This is a genomic window from Marnyiella aurantia, assembly GCF_014041915.1.
Classification (GTDB): domain Bacteria; phylum Bacteroidota; class Bacteroidia; order Flavobacteriales; family Weeksellaceae; genus Marnyiella; species Marnyiella aurantia.
Map to the genome: position 1 here is coordinate 1,959,361 of NZ_CP059472.1, position 17,281 is coordinate 1,976,641.

A 17,281-nucleotide genomic window follows, 5' to 3' on the forward strand; every position below is an offset into this window, starting at 1 on the left:
CCAATAATATGGCAATTTTACAATTCATAAAACCCGATAAAGTAATTCTATTAAGCTCCGACGATTTCAAAGGTCAGTTTGAATTCAGACCTCTTGAGTCGGGTTTCGGACTTACAATCGGTAATGCTTTGAGAAGAGTTTTGCTTTCTTCTCTGGAAGGATATGCTATTTCTTCTATCAAAATAGAAGGGGTAGAGCACGAGTTTTCAACGATTCCCGGCGTAATTGAAGATGTTACAGAAATTATTCTGAATCTGAAGCAACTTCGCCTGAAGGCACTTGGAGAAAATCAGACCGCTGAGCAGGTAGTTGCTAAAGTTTCCGGACAGACAGTAGTTACAGGTGCAGATCTGGGTAAATCCATGAACGGATTTGAGGTACTGAATCCGGACCTGGTTATCTGCAACATGAACAAAGACGTGAACTTCGAGATTACTTTCAACATTGAAAAGGGTAGAGGTTATGTTCCTTCCGAACAGAACAAATCCGGCACAGCTCCTTTGGGAACTATCGCTATCGATTCTATCTTTACTCCCATCAAGAAAGTGAAGTATGCAATTGAAAACTATCGTGTTGAGCAAAAAACAGACTACGAAAAGTTAATACTGGATATTGAAACAGACGGATCTATTACTCCACAGAATGCTTTAACAGAAGCTTCCAAGATTTTGATCTATCACTTTATGCTGTTCTCCGATGAAAGGATTACCCTGGAAACGGAAGCCGTAAAAGCCTCAATTCAGTATGACGAAGAAACTTTACATACAAGACAGCTCCTTAAATCCAAGCTAGCCGATATGGATCTTTCCGTAAGAGCATTGAATTGTCTGAAAGCTGCTGAAGTGGAAACACTGGGTGAACTGGTTTCTTACAGTAAGTCTGATCTGATGAAGTTCAGGAATTTTGGTAAAAAATCTTTAACTGAATTAGAAGAATTAGTACATGCAAAAGGTCTTAACTTCGGTTTCGACGTTGCCAAATATAAGTTAGACGCTGATAAATAAATAATAATGAGACACGGTAAAAAATTCAATCACTTAGGAAGAACCGCTCCACACAGAAAAGCAATGCTTTCTAATATGGCTTGTTCTCTTATCGAGCATAAAAGAATCAACACTACTGTTGCTAAAGCGAAAGCTTTAAGAGTATATGTTGAGCCACTTTTAACAAAAGCAAAAGAAGATACTACACATAACAGAAGAACAGTTTTCTCCTACCTTCAAAGTAAGGAAGCTGTTGCTGAACTTTTCAGAACGGTAGCCCCAAAAATCGCCGAAAGAAACGGTGGTTATACAAGAATCATCAAAACTGGTTTCCGCCAGGGTGATGCTGCTGATATGGCTATGATCGAACTTGTAGATTTCAACGAGCTTTACAATCCTAACGAGGAAGAGAAAAAGACTACTAGAAGAAGCAGAAGAGCCGGTACAGCCAAGAAAGAAGCTGTAGCATCTGTTCCTGCTGCTGAAACTCCTGCTGAAGAAGCAAAAACCGACGGTGTAACCGAAGGTGGAGTAAAGTCTGAAGATAACAAAACGGACTAATCAGTCTGTAGATAAATTGAAAGCCGCTCAGGAAACTGAGCGGCTTTTTGCTGTAATATATCGTAAAAAATATATGTTGCACATAAGTATGTTATTCACTAGATTTGAGTAAACGCTTATCAATTTTAATCACCACTCCTAAAATCATCTGTTATGAAATTGAATACCTTTTCTTTTATGGCTGTGCTGTGCTGTAGTTTTGCCTTTTCGCAAAATGCGGATTCCGTATCCGTTACGAAACTTCGCCCGGATATACCCAACATCATCAAAACCAATGTAACAGCCTTCGCATTCCGGAATCTCAATCTGTCCTACGAGCGCGTCATAAGTAAAACTACATCATTAGCTGCAACAGTTTCTGTTATTCCTTCAGGAAAAGTTCCATATGTGAAACTTTTCCTTCAGGGAGATGATATTGGAGATGTAGAAGGTATGGTGATGAATTATAATTCAATTACTCTGGAGCCGCGGTTTTATTTAGGTAAAGGCGGATACGGGCAGGGCTTCTATCTGGCACCGTACTACCGGTACTCGCATGCTGAATTTTCAGACTACCGGTATGAGTTCGAAACCATTGAGCAGGGAGTAACAGAGAAACATTACGTTCAGCTGGAAGGAAATGTGAACGGTAACAGTATAGGAGTAATGATTGGCAAGCAATGGTTCCTGGGGCAGGAGCAAAACTGGGTGCTGGATTTCAATATTTTGGGCGGACACTATGGTATATCAAAAGGTGAGCTCATTGCTTCCAGCAGCACTAGGCTCACCCCAGAAAGGCAGCGTGAGCTGCAGGAGGAACTGGATAATCTTGATGTTCCTCTTGTAAAAATAGAAGCTACCGCAACTGAAACTGGTGCGACCGCAAAAGTTAGCGGACCTTGGGCTGGACTGCGCTTTGGACTTGCTTTGGGATATCGCTTCTAAATACTGTTGAAAACAGGTGCTGCTGTCAGCAGGAAATGCTACTGTCCGCGGGCTTTCTTCAGTTCAATCAATGTTCCGCCCTGGTCAATAACCACCAGAGAATCATTAGAAGTGACTGTGATGTCATGTTCGCGGTAAACATCTCCGGTATCAGTCTGCGAGTCATGCTTAACCCTGATGGTTTTATTATTACTCCTGATGCTGATATATTTGCCTTCAGTGGCTTCACCGAAGGCAACATGCGCACTGCTGCCATCCTCCGCAACATAGCGGTAAGTGGTTTCTTTCGGCGTGTCTGCACTTACAGTTGCTGTGTCCTCTTTCATTACTCCTGTATTTCCGCTTTCCTTGCCGCATGCTGTCAGTACGGCCGTTGTAAGGATTATGATCAGTTTCTTCATAGCTATTTGCTTGTTGGTTGGATATTACCTTATCAAATTTACTTAAAATTTATCAATGCCTCCAGACGTAGCGATTAATTACAGAAATATCACCTGCAAACCACTCAAATTATTTAAATTTGTGAACCTTAAGCAGGTCAATACTAAAATCCATAAAACAGATAAAAATGAGTTACATTTCGTACATTGAAGCAAGGCAGATCCTTGATTCCCGCGGTAATCCGACAATTGAAGTAGATGTTTTCACAGAAAGCGGAGCCATGGGCCGCGCAGCGGTACCTTCAGGCGCCTCCACAGGAGAACATGAGGCTGTTGAACTTCGTGACGGTGGCTCAGATTATCTTGGAAAAGGTGTTTTGAAAGCTGTAGAAAATGTGCGTGAAGTAATTGCGCCAGAGCTTGTTGGTATGCCTGTGTACGACCAAAATCTTATCGACCAGATAATGATTGATCTGGACGGTACCAGTAACAAGGGAAGCCTGGGTGCAAACGCCATTCTGGGGGTTTCTCTGGCAACGGCGAAAGCTGCTGCAACCGAACTGCGTCTTCCTCTTTACCGTTATGTGGGTGGTGTTAATGCCAATACACTTCCGGTACCTATGATGAACGTAATTAACGGTGGTTCACACTCTGATGCTCCAATCGCATTCCAGGAGTTTATGGTGATGCCGGTGAAGGCAGATTCATTCTCACATGCATTAAGAAAAGGAACAGAAATATTCCACAGCCTGAAATCCATTTTGCACTCCAGAGGTCTTTCCACTGCGGTGGGCGACGAGGGCGGTTTTGCGCCTACATTTACAGGAACTGAAGATGCTTTGGATACACTGATGCAGGCTATCGAAAAGGCCGGTTACAAGCCTGGAGACGATGTGATGATCGCTCTGGACTGTGCCGCATCCGAATTTTACAAGGACGGAACTTACGACTACAGGAAATTCCAGACTCCCGAATCTGCGCAGTACAACCGCAGCGAGCAGGTTTCTTACCTTGCTGAACTTGCCTCCAAATATCCGATTATCTCTATTGAAGACGGTATGCATGAGGATGACTGGGAAGGATGGAAAATGCTTACCGATAAAATTGGTGACCGTGTACAGCTTGTGGGCGACGATTTATTCGTAACAAATGTAGAAAGACTTTCCCGCGGTATCAATGAAGGAATTGCAAATTCAATTCTGGTGAAAGTAAACCAGATCGGAACCTTATCCGAAACCATGGCTGCCGTTCAGATGGCCCAGCACAACCGCTATACTTCCGTGATGTCACACCGTTCCGGCGAAACTGAGGATTCCACCATCGCAGATCTTGCGGTAGCGATGAATTGCGGTCAGATAAAAACGGGTTCTGCATCCCGTTCAGACCGGATGGCAAAATACAACCAACTTTTAAGAATTGAAGAAGCTTTAGGCGAGACTGCAGTATTCCCTGGTCTTGATGCTTTCAAAGTAAAAAAGTAATAGACAAAATTAATTAAGAATGGCTATAACGATTTGCCGTTTACTTCCAATATTCATAAATTAGTAAAAAATTATAAATAATGTCAGATAACAAAGTTGTACTGAACTATGATGGGAAATCATTTGAATATCCGATTGTAGAGAGCACCGTAGGTGACAGAGGAATTGATATTTCTAAACTGAGAGACGAAACCGGTTTGATTACGCTGGATTTGGGGTATAAAAATACCGGTGCCACTTTAAGTGACATCACCTATCTGGATGGTGACAAAGGTGAACTTTATTACAGAGGTTACCCTATTGAGCAGATTGCAGATAAATCCAACTTTACGGAAGTTATGTACCTGCTTCTTCACGGAGAACTGCCTACAGGCACTCAGTACCAGGGGTTTGAAAGTGGAATTAAGAAATATAATTTCGTAGCTGACGAAATGAAGAAAATTCTGGATGTATTTCCACGTTCAGCGCACCCTATGGGAGTACTTTCTTCGTTAACATCTGCACTTACAGCCTTCAACCCGAAAGCTGTGAACGTAAATTCCAAAGAAGAGATGGATGAAGCGGCAAATATGCTTTTGGCTAAATTCTCTCACCTTTGTGCGTGGACTTACCGCAAAAAATTAGGTCTTTCAATCAACCACGGCGATAACAACCTTAACTATGTGGAGAACTTCTACAAAATGTGTTTCCGTCGTCCGAACATGGATTTCGAATTGGATCCGGTTGTTGTGGGAGCTTTGGATAAGCTTCTTATCCTTCACGCAGACCATGAGCAAAACTGTTCCACTTCTACGGTAAGAATGGTAGGGTCTGCTCATACAGGTCTTTTCGCTTCAGTTTCAGCAGGTATTTCTGCACTTTGGGGCCCACTTCACGGTGGTGCTAACCAGGCAGTTATTGAAATGCTTGAAATGATTGAGCAGGATGGTGGGGATGTAGCTAAATATGTGGAAAAAGCGAAAAACAAGGACGATAATTTCCGTCTTATGGGCTTCGGACACAGAGTTTACAAAAGTTTCGATCCGCGTGCAACAATTATCAAAAAAGCCGCAGACGATATCCTGAACTCCCTGGGTATTGAAGACAAAGCTTTGGACATCGCTATGCAGCTTGAAAGAGTAGCACTGGAAGATGAATACTTCGTGAGCCGTAAACTGTATCCGAACGTAGATTTCTATTCCGGAATCATCTACAGGGCTTTAGGAATTCCAACCGAAATGTTTACTGTAATGTTTGCATTAGGCAGACTTCCGGGCTGGATTTCTCAGTGGAAAGAGATGCGTTTGCATAACGACCCAATTGGAAGACCAAGACAGGTATACCAGGGCGCTCAAAAACGTGACTACGTAGATATGAATGCAAGATAATCTTCACAGGATTATTTTAAAATAATGATTCCTCCCGGTCCCGGGAGGAATTTTTTGTTAAAAGGAAAACCTTTCCTTACAGACATGCGATCTAACCTGCTCGGGGTTGCCGTCTGCCGTTATACTGTACCGGACATCCGTGCCGCACTCCATATGGTCATTGCTTTTGAAGATAAAAAAGGTGGCGCTGAATCCAATTAGTAGAATTAATGCGATCAGCAGGGGCACATATTTTCTGTTCATAATTTTAATTTCTAAATATTTTTTCCATAGCTTTTCCCTTTGCAAGTTCATCCACCAGTTTGTCAAGAAAACGGACCTTTTTAGTTAAAGGATTTTCAATATCCTGGATTTTGTAACCGCAAATGCTGCCAGTAATCAATTCAGCCTTGGGGTTAAGATCAGCAGCTGCAAAGAATTCATTGAAAGTGCTTTTATTGCTGATGTGCTGCTGTAACGCGACTTCGTCATAGCCCGTAAGCCATTGGATAACCTGATGCAGCTCGCTAATGCTTCGTCCTTTCTTTTCCACCTTGGTTATATAATGTGGATATACCGAAGCGAAAGTAATTTGTGCTATGCGTTCGTCATGATGTGCCGTACTTTTCATTTACTTAAATTAATATGAGCAGGTATTCAGATAGAGCCATCGAGGTGTACAATATTAGCCAGTATCAATATCGCTGATTTCAGTTTGGTTTCATCATTCAACTGATCATTTGCCGGTTGCATGGTGAGCTCTATCCCAAACAACCGCTGTTTCAGTCGCAACTTTGCCACAGTATGTCCGTTTACCTCAAGTTCACCATAATTACCGGTGAAAAGATAACTGCGGTTAATATTCAGCCGGAATCTGTCATCTCCTGAAACGGCTTCATTGCTGTTAATAAGCTCGAATGGGAAGTCTAGATTGTTTTCAACCTTAGATATTCGGTTTGTCCAACCACTTATATAAAAGCTGAAGGCAGGCTGGTCCTTCATATAAATTTTAATCCCGCAATTTCCGAACCAACCGAAATCCCGTTCTGCTTTAAGGGTAATGCCACCGTGTGAAACAATGTCGTCATGCAGTTTTGCTTTGAATACCATGGCTTTGAAGTTAAAGTACTCCTTAAAATTAAACAATATTTTTGGATTGAAGACCGATTGCCTATATTTGTATCAAGCTACATTTTATGAAGTTAAACATCAACAACGAAACAGGAATGCTGAAATCGGTGGTATTGGGCATGCCGCATTCTATGGGTAACGCACATACTCTGGAGGAAAGTTATGATGCCAAATCCTACCACAGCATTTACAATAATATCTATCCCGGGGAGGAGGCTATAGTTCATGAAATGACGGAATTTGAAAAAATTCTGAAAAAATATGATGTAGAAGTTTTCCGTCCTCACATTATTGAAGATTATAACCAGGTTTTTGCACGTGATGTTGCATTTGTAATAGAGGATAAAATGATTATTTCCAACATCATACCCGAAAGGTACAATGAACAGGATGCTTACCGTAAGATTTTTGCACGTGTAGGCTGGAAAAAGATTATCAATCTTCCGGATACCGCACATATTGAGGGTGGCGATGTGATCGTTTGGAATGACTTCCTTTTTGTGGGAACCTGTTTTTCGCAGGATTACCGGAACTTCAAAACCGCCAGGACCAATGAATATGCTATTGAGGTGCTGAAGGATTATTTTCCGAAGAAACGAGTAATTGACCTGGAGCTCATAAAAAATGATACTGATCCTTTTACCGGCGTTCTGCACCTGGACTGTACGTTTAATCCGGTTGGAACGGACAAATGTATTATTTATAAGGAAGGTTTTGTTGATGAAAGTGATTACAGGTTATTGCTTGATATTTTTGGTGAAGAAAACTGCTTCCACGTAACCAAACAGGAAATGTTTGAGATGAACCCAAATATATTTTCTATATCACCGGAAATCGCAGTTTCAGATTCTTCCTTTACCAGGCTTAACAATCATCTCCGTAACGAGTGGGGTATGACTGTGGAAGAAGTACCTTACCGTGAAATTTCTAAAATGGGTGGTTTGCTCCGTTGCTCTACTCTGCCGCTGGTGCGGGAATAAAAGTGCTGGGCTAAACTTAGTAATCCGGCCTGACTACCATTTGCATCCTGCGGATTTCTTCTTCATTGGCGAAACTTTCATATTGGGGGATTGCCGAAGAGTGAAAATGCCGTCCTTCCGTAATTTTTTTCAGTTCTGAAATATTACCTGCACGGACACCTCCACCCACCAGTATATCAATACGGTGCGCATAAGAAGCAATCATATCCTTTAGCTGTTCCCTGCCTTCCCATGCCGTTTCTTTGCCGCCTGAGGTAAGCACGGCCCGAAATCCTAACTTTATTAAATTCTGCACACCGGTTTCCAGGTTTGGTGTGCGGTCTATAGCCCGGTGAAAAGTGCATGGCACTGCACCCGCAAGTTCTACGAGTTCACTGTTTCTTTGCAAATCAACTGAATTACCGTTTCCCAGAATTCCAAATACGAATCCATTTGCTCCTGCACTTTTAAATTCAAGCAGGTTCCTGCGCATTTCGCGAAATTCCGTTTCAGAATACATAAAGCCGCCACCAACCGGACGGATCATCACGTAAATCGGTTTACTGTAAATAGATTTTAAATAACGGAATTCTTCAATATCGGGGGTGAGCCCGCCCAGATGCTGCTCTGAGCAGAATTCAATACGGTCAGCCACCGACAGCAGTGCCGTCTCGGCAGAGGTTATTTCAAAACAGGCGATCTCAAGCATACTGCAATATTTTTGTATTTCTAAAATGGATATATTGAAATTGATTTCCAGTGTGGAAAAAAATGATTCATCGGGTGCAGGTTCAGTCTTTGGTAGGGCAATGATTCCAGGAACCGCGCAACTTCTAAATTTAACAAATATATTGACTACTTTTGCACAAAATTTAATTAAGATGCAAACGACTGATACGGTGCTGATGATTGAACCGGTGGCCTTTGGTTATAATGCCCAAACTGCAGAGAACAATTATTTCCAGGTTAATGTGCAGAATGAGGAAACGCAGAAGAAAGCTCTGGCAGAATTCAGTGCTTTTGCAGCTAAGCTGGCAGAGAAAGGAGTGAACGTAATAAAGGTTCAGGATACACTGGATCCCCATACACCGGATTCTATTTTCCCGAATAACTGGGTAAGCTTTCACCGCAACGGTAAAGTTATTATGTATCCTATGTTTGCACCTAACCGCAGAGTCGAGCGCCGGGAAGATGTGCTGAATGCTGTGCAGGATCACGGATTTAAAATAAACCGAGTTGTGGACGTCAGTCATTTCGAAAACGAAGGTAAGTATCTGGAAGGAACTGGCAGCATGATCTTCGACCATACCAATAAGATTGCTTACGGTTCGGTATCGCTTAGGTTGGACGAAGGTTTGTTCCGAAAATTCTGCGCAGAAAACGGTTACGAGCCTGTTGTATTTCACAGTTATCAGAATGCAGGTGAAGAAAGGCTGCCTATATATCACACGAACGTAATGATGTGTGTGGCCGACCGCTTCGTGGTAATTTGCCTGGACTGTATTGATAATGAAATTGAGCGCGAAAAAGTACAGGAGGTCATTAAATCATCAGGTAAGGAACTTATCGAGATCTCTGAAGAGCAGTTGCAGAACTTTGCCGGAAATATGCTTCAGGTACATAACTCGGACGGAAAAACATTCCTGGTTATGAGCCAAACGGCATATAATTCCTTAACTGCTGAACAGATCAGCAGGATAGAGAAATACTCAGAAATAATTTATGCAGACCTGAATACCATTGAAGTAAACGGTGGTGGCAGTGCCCGCTGTATGCTGGCTGAAGTTTTTCTTCCTAAAGCCTAATCTTCATTTATGTAAAAAGTAAAAATCCACCGCCGCCGCGGTGGATTTTTGCTGCATATAATGTTTGTTTACCTGGTTCGGGATTTTGCATCCTTGCTCGCGTCATCAATTTGGCGGACACCCTTTATCTTTTTGTTTCCAAAACTGTAGGTTACAGAAAGCTGTACGCCACGGTTAAACTGGTCGTTGGTTACAAAATTGTAATTTCCGTTGCCCTGGGTATCATCAACCTTTACAATATTTGTCCGCAGCAGGTCGGTTGCTTCCAGATTGAAAGTCCAGTCATTCCAGATTTTTTTGATACTTATATCCAGAGAAGAGAGCGGCTTAAGCGTGCCGATATTCAGGATATGCGCACCTACGTACCAATAGTTAACGCCCAGGAACCAGTCTTTTTTTGATGAAAGACGTAGGGTATTGTAGGTCTGGATAAGCAGCGAATTGGTATGGGTATCAATGATAAACGGTGAGAACTGATCCCCGGTAATTGGGTCCTGATCCAGAAAGGCATCTACACGGTTGATCTGAAGTCCCAAATTCGTATTGGTGGTCAGTATACTGTTAAAAAAAGATTTCTGAGTTCCCACCGTGGCCGAGAATTCAACCTTATCTCCATAATTAGTACGAATGTACCGCAGTTCATCACCATTCTGAAGCGGGATTTGGGAAAAATCGTCTTTTGTTAAACTATGACTTACAACAAAGAAGTAGGATTGCTTAAACATATAGGTGAAATTGTTATTGTACACTTCAGAAGCTTTCACAAACGGATTGTTCTGAATATAATTGGTGGGCGTCAGATAAGTGCGTACCGGATTCAGTTCCCAGAAGGAGGGTCTGCGGATCCGGCTGGAGAAGGAGTAGGAAATGTTATTCTGCTCATTAATGTCGTAACTGATGCTGGCAAATGGCAGCAGATTACTGTAGTCCCGTTTTATACTAAGATCCGAGTTCAGAATCTCCCCGAAGGAATGTGTGTTTTCCAGTCGTAATCCAAGTTTTCCTGAAAATTTCCCGCCTATTTTCTTTTCTGCCGAAGCATAAGCCCCGCTGATCTGTTCCTGATAAATAAAGTGATTGGACTGGTTGTCATCTTTTATATAAATTCCTGATGCCTGATTCAGTTTTTCAAAGTAGGTGTCATTGTCTGTTTCGGTTTTGCTGAAATTTCCGCCCACTGAGACGGTCAGATCATTTTTAAACTTGTGCAGATAATCTGCGGTAACTGCGTAATTGTCAATTACCTGCGGAGCGCGCTGCTTAAACCTGTTTGTCAGATCCAGCGTTTCCCTCTGTGTGTTGGAGTTAAAGGTGGAATTTATATTGTGCTGAAATCTCTTATAATTAAGATAGGCAACGTTCATGTTCAGTTTGCTGCCAGATGAGTCGGTTTTAATTTCGTAATTCAGATTCAGCGAATTGTTATAGGAGCGTGCGTCTTCATCATTTATTGTTTTAGTGAATGTGGTTCCGGCCGGAGTGATAATTGTGTTAAAGAGTTCTCCTTTGGAACCGTAGCTCCTGTTGGCCCAGGAATTCCAGCTTAAGGCAATGTTTTGTCGTTCTGTAAGTGCATAATCCATATTCAGATATCCGCCCAGGTTCAGGTTAGGATCTGCAATCGGCCCTTCCGAAGTATTCTGATATTCGACCGTACCGTTCTGCAGGCTGTAGTACTGTCGTCTTTGCCAGTTGGAACCGTTGATGTGGGTGGAAATTCCTAACTTATTCTTCCTGAAATTCAAAGATACTGCGCCGGACTGTTGGTTGTAATAGTCCTGATGGTTGGTAAGCCGGAAATTACCGTTCAGGCCGTCATCCAGTTTTTTCTTAAGTACGATATTGATTACCGCCTCAGATGACTCTACATTAAACTCGCTTCCGGGAACAGTTATTACTTCAATTTTGCTGATGTTTTCGGCGGGGGTGTTCTTCAGAAGTTCAACTACAGCCTCAGCATTCATATTGGTTCTGCGTCCGTTCATAAAGATTACAGCATTGGATTTTCCCAATACCTTTAAAGTCTTATCGTCGGTGGAAGAAACAAGCGGAGTAGCCTTTAGTATCCCGAATGCAGTATTACCTTTAGCAACAGGCGATCTTGATACATCGTAAACGAATCGGTCAGATTCTTTTTTAAAAGTTTTTTTGGTTATTGACACTTCCTTTATTTCTTTCACAGCAGAAGTATCCTGCTGATATGTATCCTGTGAATATGAAAAAGTCAGGGAAAGAAGAGCAGCGATAGTTAATTGTTTTTTCATGGTGATTTCATTTTGTGTATTCTAAAAACCTGCAGGATTTTGATACTGTTTTCTTAATGTTTATGATAAGTATATACTACTTCTGATTTGTTACTAATTTCCCATACAAAGATGTGAAATAATTGTAGTAATATGCAATGCAAAGTAATGGAATAGATTGTAAATATTTTTAAACCAGTTGTTTACAGGTATTTAAAATTATACTTTATCTTAAAGAGGAAAATTTTTTTGAACAAAAAAGAGAGCCAGATTTGATCTGCTCTCCATATTCTCTATTCATTTGAAATGATTATTGCCTGTCCAACCGTGCCAGCTTCTTATCGATCCAGATGGTGGCAAAAGGGAAGAATGCCGAAAGCAGTGCGAAGACGGTATCCTCGTCATCCCATTTAAAGATCCTGCGTGCCGGGACCAAAAGTAAAAGATAAAGGGTAAAGAAGAGGCCGTGTATATTACCGATAATAATAATGTAGATGGTGGGTAAAAGCCCCTCCCGGTCATAACGAATCCAGATCATCGCCGAAAACAGGAAAATCCAGGATATTGCCTCAAGGAGACAGACCTTTTTAAACCATAGGATTATTTTATCGTCATTATATTTTGCAAATAGCTTTTCAATGAAGTCCATAATGTTCTGTCTGCTGGAATCATCCAGTATAATTATTTGTAAAAAGCACTCCCATCCAGATATTCAAAAACTTCCGGCGGCAGCATTGGCCTCACATTTTTTCCTGATTTTATCATCTGGCGGATCTCCGTAGCGGAGAGTTCAATTACCGGTGCGTTCACAAGTGCTATATTCTCATGCTGAAGGTATTCGTGATCTTTCTTTTCGCCCTCAAAAGTACGCGGATACACAATGATCTGATGATTTTTGATCAGCATTTCAGAATTTTTCCATTTTGCGAGACCGTCCAGATTGTCTTCGCCCATAATCAGTGCGAAAGCATATTCTGGGTACTTCTCGTGCAGATACGTTAATGTATCAATGGTATAGCTGGGCTGCGGCATAGAGAACTCTACATTGGATGCCCGCATCTTAGGATAGTTTTTAATGGCAAGCTGAACCATATCCAGCCGGTTGTGATCCTTGAGAAGGGACTTTTTCTCTTTGAAGGGGTTTTGAGGACTCACCACAAACCACAATTCTTCCATATCCGAATTTTCCAGTATATAATTGGCCAGGATCAGGTGACCGATGTGAATCGGATTGAAACTTCCGAAAAACAAACCTACCTTCTTCATAATCCTTCTGCTGCAGGTGCAGCCATAATTTCAGGAACTTCCTGGGATTCTATAAACTTAACATCACGAATATTCAGAAAATAGGTCACATTGCCTTTCCAGTGATTTTCTTCAGCAGTAAAAGCAATGTCGAAATTTTTGCTTCGGAAATCATCAGCATACTTACCCAGTTTAAAGCCTACACATTCAATATTCCGGCCTGTGGATTCCTGTCTTATATAAAATTTGAGGTGGCATTCGTCCTTGCCCATGGTTTTTACAAAGCCGGATATTTTCTGGTTTTTCAGCACCAGTACCGGTTTCATATTGTTAGGTCCAAACGGGGCTAGTTTCCTGTGAAAATTGAAGAAGTCTTTATTAAGGTCGTCAATATCAACTATTGAATCAATGGTGATGCTGGGTTCCTTCTGATGGTCCTTTATTTTTTCTGAAACAATCCTCTCGAATTTCTCGCGGAACAGCTCAAATTTGTCTTTCTCCATTGAAAGTCCTGCAGCAGCAGGATGACCTCCGAATTTCAGGAAAAGGTCAGAACAATTTTCCAATGCGTCGTGCACATCGAAATCAGCTACGGTCCTTGCTGAGGCTACCATTTCTCCGTTATTACCATCGGTAAAAACCAGGGTAGGCTTATAATAGGTTTCTGTAAGCCGGGAGGCTACAATTCCAATAACCCCTTTATTCCAGCCAGCTCCGTACACAATTGTCGTATAATTCTGCACCTGTCCGGATTCCTCCACCTGAAGCAAAGCCTCGGTGGTACTGCTCATATCCATTTCGCGACGGCTGTCGTTAAGGGTGATGATGTCATTTACAATTTGATGTGCCTGCTTAAGATTGTCTGATACCATAAGTTCAACCGCGGCCTTTCCGTGTGAAATACGCCCGGCGGCATTTATTTTCGGAGCAATCTCAAATACGATATTCGAAATTTCAAACGTGGCAAGTTTATCGGATGGGATGAGCATCCTTAATCCCAGATTTCGGGTTTTTCTAAGTACTTTCAGGCCCTGTTTTGCCAGCACTCTGTTTTCACCTGACATTGATACGATATCAGCGGCAATTGAGATGGCCAGCAGGTCAGTAAGCTCAAACAGTTCGGCTTCAGGGATTTTATAGATACTGTTCAGGCCCTGGCAGAGTTTAAAACCTACCCCGCAGCCGGAAAGTTCCTTGAAGGGATAGCGGCAGTCCGCTCTCTTTGGATCCAGGACCGCAACTGCTTCAGGAATCTGCTCTCCAGGAAGGTGGTGGTCGCAGATAATAAAATCTACACCTAATCCTTTAGCATAATCAATTTTGTCCACAGCCTTTATTCCGCAGTCTAAAGCGATGATGAGGGAGTAACCGTTTTCTTTGGCGAAATCAATTCCTTCTTTGGAAACGCCGTATCCCTCGGAATTACGGTCCGGGATGTAAAATTCCAGATATTTCTTGTCTACGATCTTGCTCAGGTAAAGGTACATGAGAGCCACCGCGGTGGTGCCGTCCACATCATAATCACCGTAAACAAGTATTTTTTCGCCATTTTCAATTGCAGTTGCTATCCGGTCCACGGCTAGCTGCATGTCCTTCATCAGGAAGGGATTATGGATATCGTTAAGGTTGGGTTTGAAGAATTCCCGTGCCTTTTGGTAGTTGTCAATTCCTCTGAGAACCAGTATTTTGGATTCAAAAGTTCCAAAACCCAGCGACGAACTGATGCCGTCTACGATATCTTCATCCGGTTCGGGTTTGTAAATCCATTTTTGACTCATAGTTCAACAAAAATACGAAAAAAATGTGGGAAGAGGTCGGGCATATATTTACCGTAAAACTAAAAAACCGCTCAATACGGTGAGCGGTTTATTTTAAATAAAGGGAAACATAGTTCTTATGAATACATCTGCTGCTGCAGCTCCTTAACTTTCTTATCAGCCAGATATTCGTCGTAGCTCATTTCGCGGTCAATGATGCCTTTAGGTGTAAGTTCAATAATACGGTTACAAACCGTCTGAAGCATTTCGTGGTCATGGGACGCCAGCAGGAGCGTACCCTTGAAATTGGTCAGTGAGTTGTTAAGTGTGGTGATACTTTCCAGGTCCAGGTGGTTGGTAGGTTCGTCCAGAAGCAGGACATTCGCACGCTGAAGCATCATTCTGGAAAACATACAGCGCATTTTCTCGCCTCCCGAAAGGACCGTACATGATTTAAGTGCCTCGTCGCCGGAGAAAAGCATTTTACCCAGGAAACCGCGCATATATTCTTCATGTCTTTCTTCATCATTCTTCGTGAACTGACGGAGCCAGTCTACCAGATTGATATTTTCCTGGAAGAATGAGGTGTTATCCAGTGGCATATAAGATTGGTTGGTAGTGATTCCCCAGTTGAAGGTACCTTTGTCACCTTCAGCGTTACCGCCCAGTATTTCGAAAAATTCTGTGATTGCGAGGCTGTTCTTGGACAGTACCGCAACTTTATCGCCTTTTTTAAGGTTGAGGTTAATATCTGAGAATAAAAGCTCGCCGTCTTTCGTTTTTTCAAGTCCTTTTACTTCAAGAATCTGGTCTCCTGCTTCACGTTCTGTATCGAAGATAATTGCAGGATATCTTCTGGATGAAGGCTTGATATCATCAATGTTCAGCTTGTCGATCATCTTCTTACGCGCAGTAGCCTGCTTGGCTTTCGCAACGTTGGATGAGAAACGAGCAATAAAGTCCTGAAGTTCCTTCTTTTTCTCTTCTGCTTTTTTGTTGGCCTGCTGGCGCTGGCGGGTAGCAAGCTGTGACGCTTGGTACCAGAAGGAATAGTTACCTGTATAAAGATTAAGTTTAGAATAATCCAAGTCGGCAATATGCGTACAAACAGTGTCCAGGAAGTGACGGTCGTGAGATACTACGATTACGGTATTTTCATAATCGGCAAGGAAATCTTCCAGCCAGGCAATTGTTTCGATATCCAGGTCATTGGTAGGTTCATCCAGAATCAGTACATCCGGATTGCCGAAAAGTGCCTGGGCGAGCAAAACCTTTACCTTATTCTGGTTTTCCAGCTCGCCCATAAGTTGATAGTGCATATCTTCTTTAATGCCAACATTGGAAAGCATGGTCATGGCATCTGATTCCGAATTCCAGCCACCCATTTCGTCATAAATTACACCGAGTTCACCGGCTTTGATACCGTCTTCATCAGAAAAATCTTCCTTGGCATAAAGAGCATCCATTTCCTCTTTTATCTCAAAAAGTTTTTTATTTCCTCTCAATATGGTTTCAAGTACTGTATAGTTGTCATATGCAAAGTGATCCTGCTCCAAAACCGACATTCTCTTACCAGGCTCCAGGGATACATTACCGGTAGTAGGATCCTGCTGTCCGGTCAGGATTTTCAGAAAAGTTGATTTTCCGGCGCCGTTTGCGCCAATAATACCATAGCAGTTACCTTTTGTAAACATGATATTCACATCATCAAAAAGAACTCTTTTCCCGAATTGTAAGGATAGGTTAGATACTGTTAACATATAGTTTTGTAAATTTGATGCAAAAATACGAAAAGATTTTGAGTATTAAGGCCATAAACAGGAGTATAGCAGTTAAGCAGATCCGGGCTTGTTCTAATATTATGTTAATAAAATGATGAATGTTAAAATCTTTTATAAAAATTATATAAAGCTGAGCGCCACTAATTTGGAGAAATTTGCAATGTAAGATGAAGATCGAGAAATCTGTTACAATTTTAAACAAGCGCGCACGGTTCGAATATGAGATTCTGGAAGAGCTTGAAGCGGGTATGGTGCTTACGGGGACCGAAATTAAAGCACTCAGGTCTTCAAAGGCAAGTATTACTGAGTCTTTCTGTCAGTTTATAGATGGCGAACTGTACATTATTAATATGTCCATTGACGAATATAAACTCGGGACCTATTATAACCATAAAACAAAAAGAGAGCGAAAACTCCTGCTTCATAAAAGAGAGCTGCAGAAACTGGAAAAGAAAATGAAGGATGTTGGGAACACAATTGTTCCGCTCAAACTTTATATTAACAACCGTGGAAAAGCAAAGGTGCTTATCGCTTTAGGAAAAGGCAAAAAACTCTTTGATAAAAGGGAATCCATAAAAGACAGAGAAAATAAAAGAACCCTTGACAGAATTCTTAAGAAAAGTTAAATAATGTCTGTTAAACTTTGTTTATAAGGAAAAATTATATTTATTTTGCAATATCAATT

At 41.7% G+C, this 17,281-nt stretch carries 17 protein-coding genes; 8 read left to right on the forward strand and 9 right to left on the reverse strand.

Annotated features, from left to right (window positions below):
- Window positions 1-8 precede the first annotated feature (8 nt).
- The 3 genes from H1R16_RS09115 (at window position 9) to H1R16_RS09125 (ending at window position 2,468) form a co-directional block, all read left to right on the forward strand.
- Window positions 9-1,004, forward strand: coding sequence for a DNA-directed RNA polymerase subunit alpha (locus tag H1R16_RS09115; RefSeq protein ID WP_181886899.1), 996 nt, complete (start codon window positions 9-11; stop codon window positions 1,002-1,004).
- Window positions 1,005-1,010: 6 nt separating this feature from the next.
- A complete protein-coding gene (rplQ, locus tag H1R16_RS09120; RefSeq protein WP_181886898.1) occupies window positions 1,011-1,544 on the forward strand; it encodes a 50S ribosomal protein L17 in 534 nt (177 codons plus the stop codon).
- 153 nt (window positions 1,545-1,697) lie between these two features.
- Window positions 1,698-2,468 (forward strand): DUF3575 domain-containing protein, encoded by a 771-nt coding sequence (locus tag H1R16_RS09125; RefSeq protein WP_181886897.1) that lies wholly within the window; start codon window positions 1,698-1,700, stop codon window positions 2,466-2,468.
- Between the two features lie 38 nt (window positions 2,469-2,506).
- Here the strand turns inward: H1R16_RS09125 and H1R16_RS09130 are convergent, their stop codons facing one another.
- Window positions 2,507-2,869 carry a hypothetical protein gene (locus H1R16_RS09130; protein WP_181886896.1) on the reverse strand — a complete coding sequence of 121 codons (363 nt, stop codon included), beginning with the start codon at window positions 2,867-2,869 and terminating at the stop codon, window positions 2,507-2,509.
- Window positions 2,870-3,036: 167 nt separating this feature from the next.
- Between H1R16_RS09130 and eno the strand changes: the two genes are divergently transcribed.
- Window positions 3,037-4,329 carry a phosphopyruvate hydratase gene (gene eno, locus H1R16_RS09135; RefSeq protein WP_181886895.1) on the forward strand — a complete coding sequence of 431 codons (1,293 nt, stop codon included), beginning with the start codon at window positions 3,037-3,039 and terminating at the stop codon, window positions 4,327-4,329.
- Between the two features lie 80 nt (window positions 4,330-4,409).
- Entirely contained in the window at window positions 4,410-5,696 is a 1,287-nt protein-coding gene (locus tag H1R16_RS09140) for a citrate synthase (protein WP_181886894.1), read from the forward strand.
- 247 nt (window positions 5,697-5,943) lie between these two features.
- On the opposite strand, the gene H1R16_RS09145 is transcribed toward H1R16_RS09140, so the two are convergent.
- Window positions 5,944-6,306, reverse strand: a complete 363-nt coding sequence (locus H1R16_RS09145; protein ID WP_181886893.1) for a DUF2200 domain-containing protein — start codon at window positions 6,304-6,306, stop codon at window positions 5,944-5,946.
- Window positions 6,307-6,332: 26 nt separating this feature from the next.
- Window positions 6,333-6,785, reverse strand: a complete 453-nt coding sequence (locus H1R16_RS09150) for a hypothetical protein (protein WP_181886892.1) — start codon at window positions 6,783-6,785, stop codon at window positions 6,333-6,335.
- A gap of 86 nt (window positions 6,786-6,871) precedes the next feature.
- Between H1R16_RS09150 and H1R16_RS09155 the strand changes: the two genes are divergently transcribed.
- Complete coding sequence (locus H1R16_RS09155) at window positions 6,872-7,786, forward strand: dimethylarginine dimethylaminohydrolase family protein (protein WP_181886891.1); 915 nt, start codon at window positions 6,872-6,874, stop codon at window positions 7,784-7,786.
- A 16-nt stretch (window positions 7,787-7,802) separates the two neighbouring features.
- On the opposite strand, the gene H1R16_RS09160 is transcribed toward H1R16_RS09155, so the two are convergent.
- Window positions 7,803-8,474, reverse strand: a complete 672-nt coding sequence (locus H1R16_RS09160) for a copper homeostasis protein CutC (protein WP_181886890.1) — start codon at window positions 8,472-8,474, stop codon at window positions 7,803-7,805.
- A 172-nt stretch (window positions 8,475-8,646) separates the two neighbouring features.
- On the opposite strand from H1R16_RS09160, the gene ctlX reads away from it, so the two are divergent.
- Window positions 8,647-9,570 carry a citrulline utilization hydrolase CtlX gene (gene ctlX, locus H1R16_RS09165; protein WP_181886889.1) on the forward strand — a complete coding sequence of 308 codons (924 nt, stop codon included), beginning with the start codon at window positions 8,647-8,649 and terminating at the stop codon, window positions 9,568-9,570.
- A 68-nt stretch (window positions 9,571-9,638) separates the two neighbouring features.
- On the opposite strand, the gene H1R16_RS09170 is transcribed toward ctlX, so the two are convergent.
- The 5 genes from H1R16_RS09170 to H1R16_RS09190 form a co-directional block, all read right to left on the reverse strand.
- Window positions 9,639-11,834 carry an outer membrane beta-barrel family protein gene (locus H1R16_RS09170; protein WP_181886888.1) on the reverse strand — a complete coding sequence of 732 codons (2,196 nt, stop codon included), beginning with the start codon at window positions 11,832-11,834 and terminating at the stop codon, window positions 9,639-9,641.
- Window positions 11,835-12,123: 289 nt separating this feature from the next.
- Entirely contained in the window at window positions 12,124-12,462 is a 339-nt protein-coding gene (locus tag H1R16_RS09175) for a DUF3817 domain-containing protein (RefSeq protein WP_181886887.1), read from the reverse strand.
- 32 nt (window positions 12,463-12,494) lie between these two features.
- Window positions 12,495-13,079, reverse strand: coding sequence for a nicotinate (nicotinamide) nucleotide adenylyltransferase (gene nadD, locus H1R16_RS09180; RefSeq protein ID WP_181886886.1), 585 nt, complete (start codon window positions 13,077-13,079; stop codon window positions 12,495-12,497).
- Window positions 13,076-14,836 (reverse strand): single-stranded-DNA-specific exonuclease RecJ, encoded by a 1,761-nt coding sequence (gene recJ / locus H1R16_RS09185; RefSeq protein WP_181886885.1) that lies wholly within the window; start codon window positions 14,834-14,836, stop codon window positions 13,076-13,078. The genes nadD and recJ overlap by 4 nt, the downstream gene beginning before the upstream one ends.
- Before the next feature lie 116 nt (window positions 14,837-14,952).
- A complete protein-coding gene (locus H1R16_RS09190) occupies window positions 14,953-16,575 on the reverse strand; it encodes an ABC-F family ATP-binding cassette domain-containing protein (protein WP_181886884.1) in 1,623 nt (540 codons plus the stop codon).
- 188 nt (window positions 16,576-16,763) lie between these two features.
- Here H1R16_RS09190 and smpB point away from each other — a divergent pair, with 188 nt between their 5' ends.
- Window positions 16,764-17,222 (forward strand): SsrA-binding protein SmpB, encoded by a 459-nt coding sequence (smpB, locus tag H1R16_RS09195; RefSeq protein WP_181886883.1) that lies wholly within the window; start codon window positions 16,764-16,766, stop codon window positions 17,220-17,222.
- The last annotated feature ends 59 nt before the right edge of the window (window positions 17,223-17,281 follow it).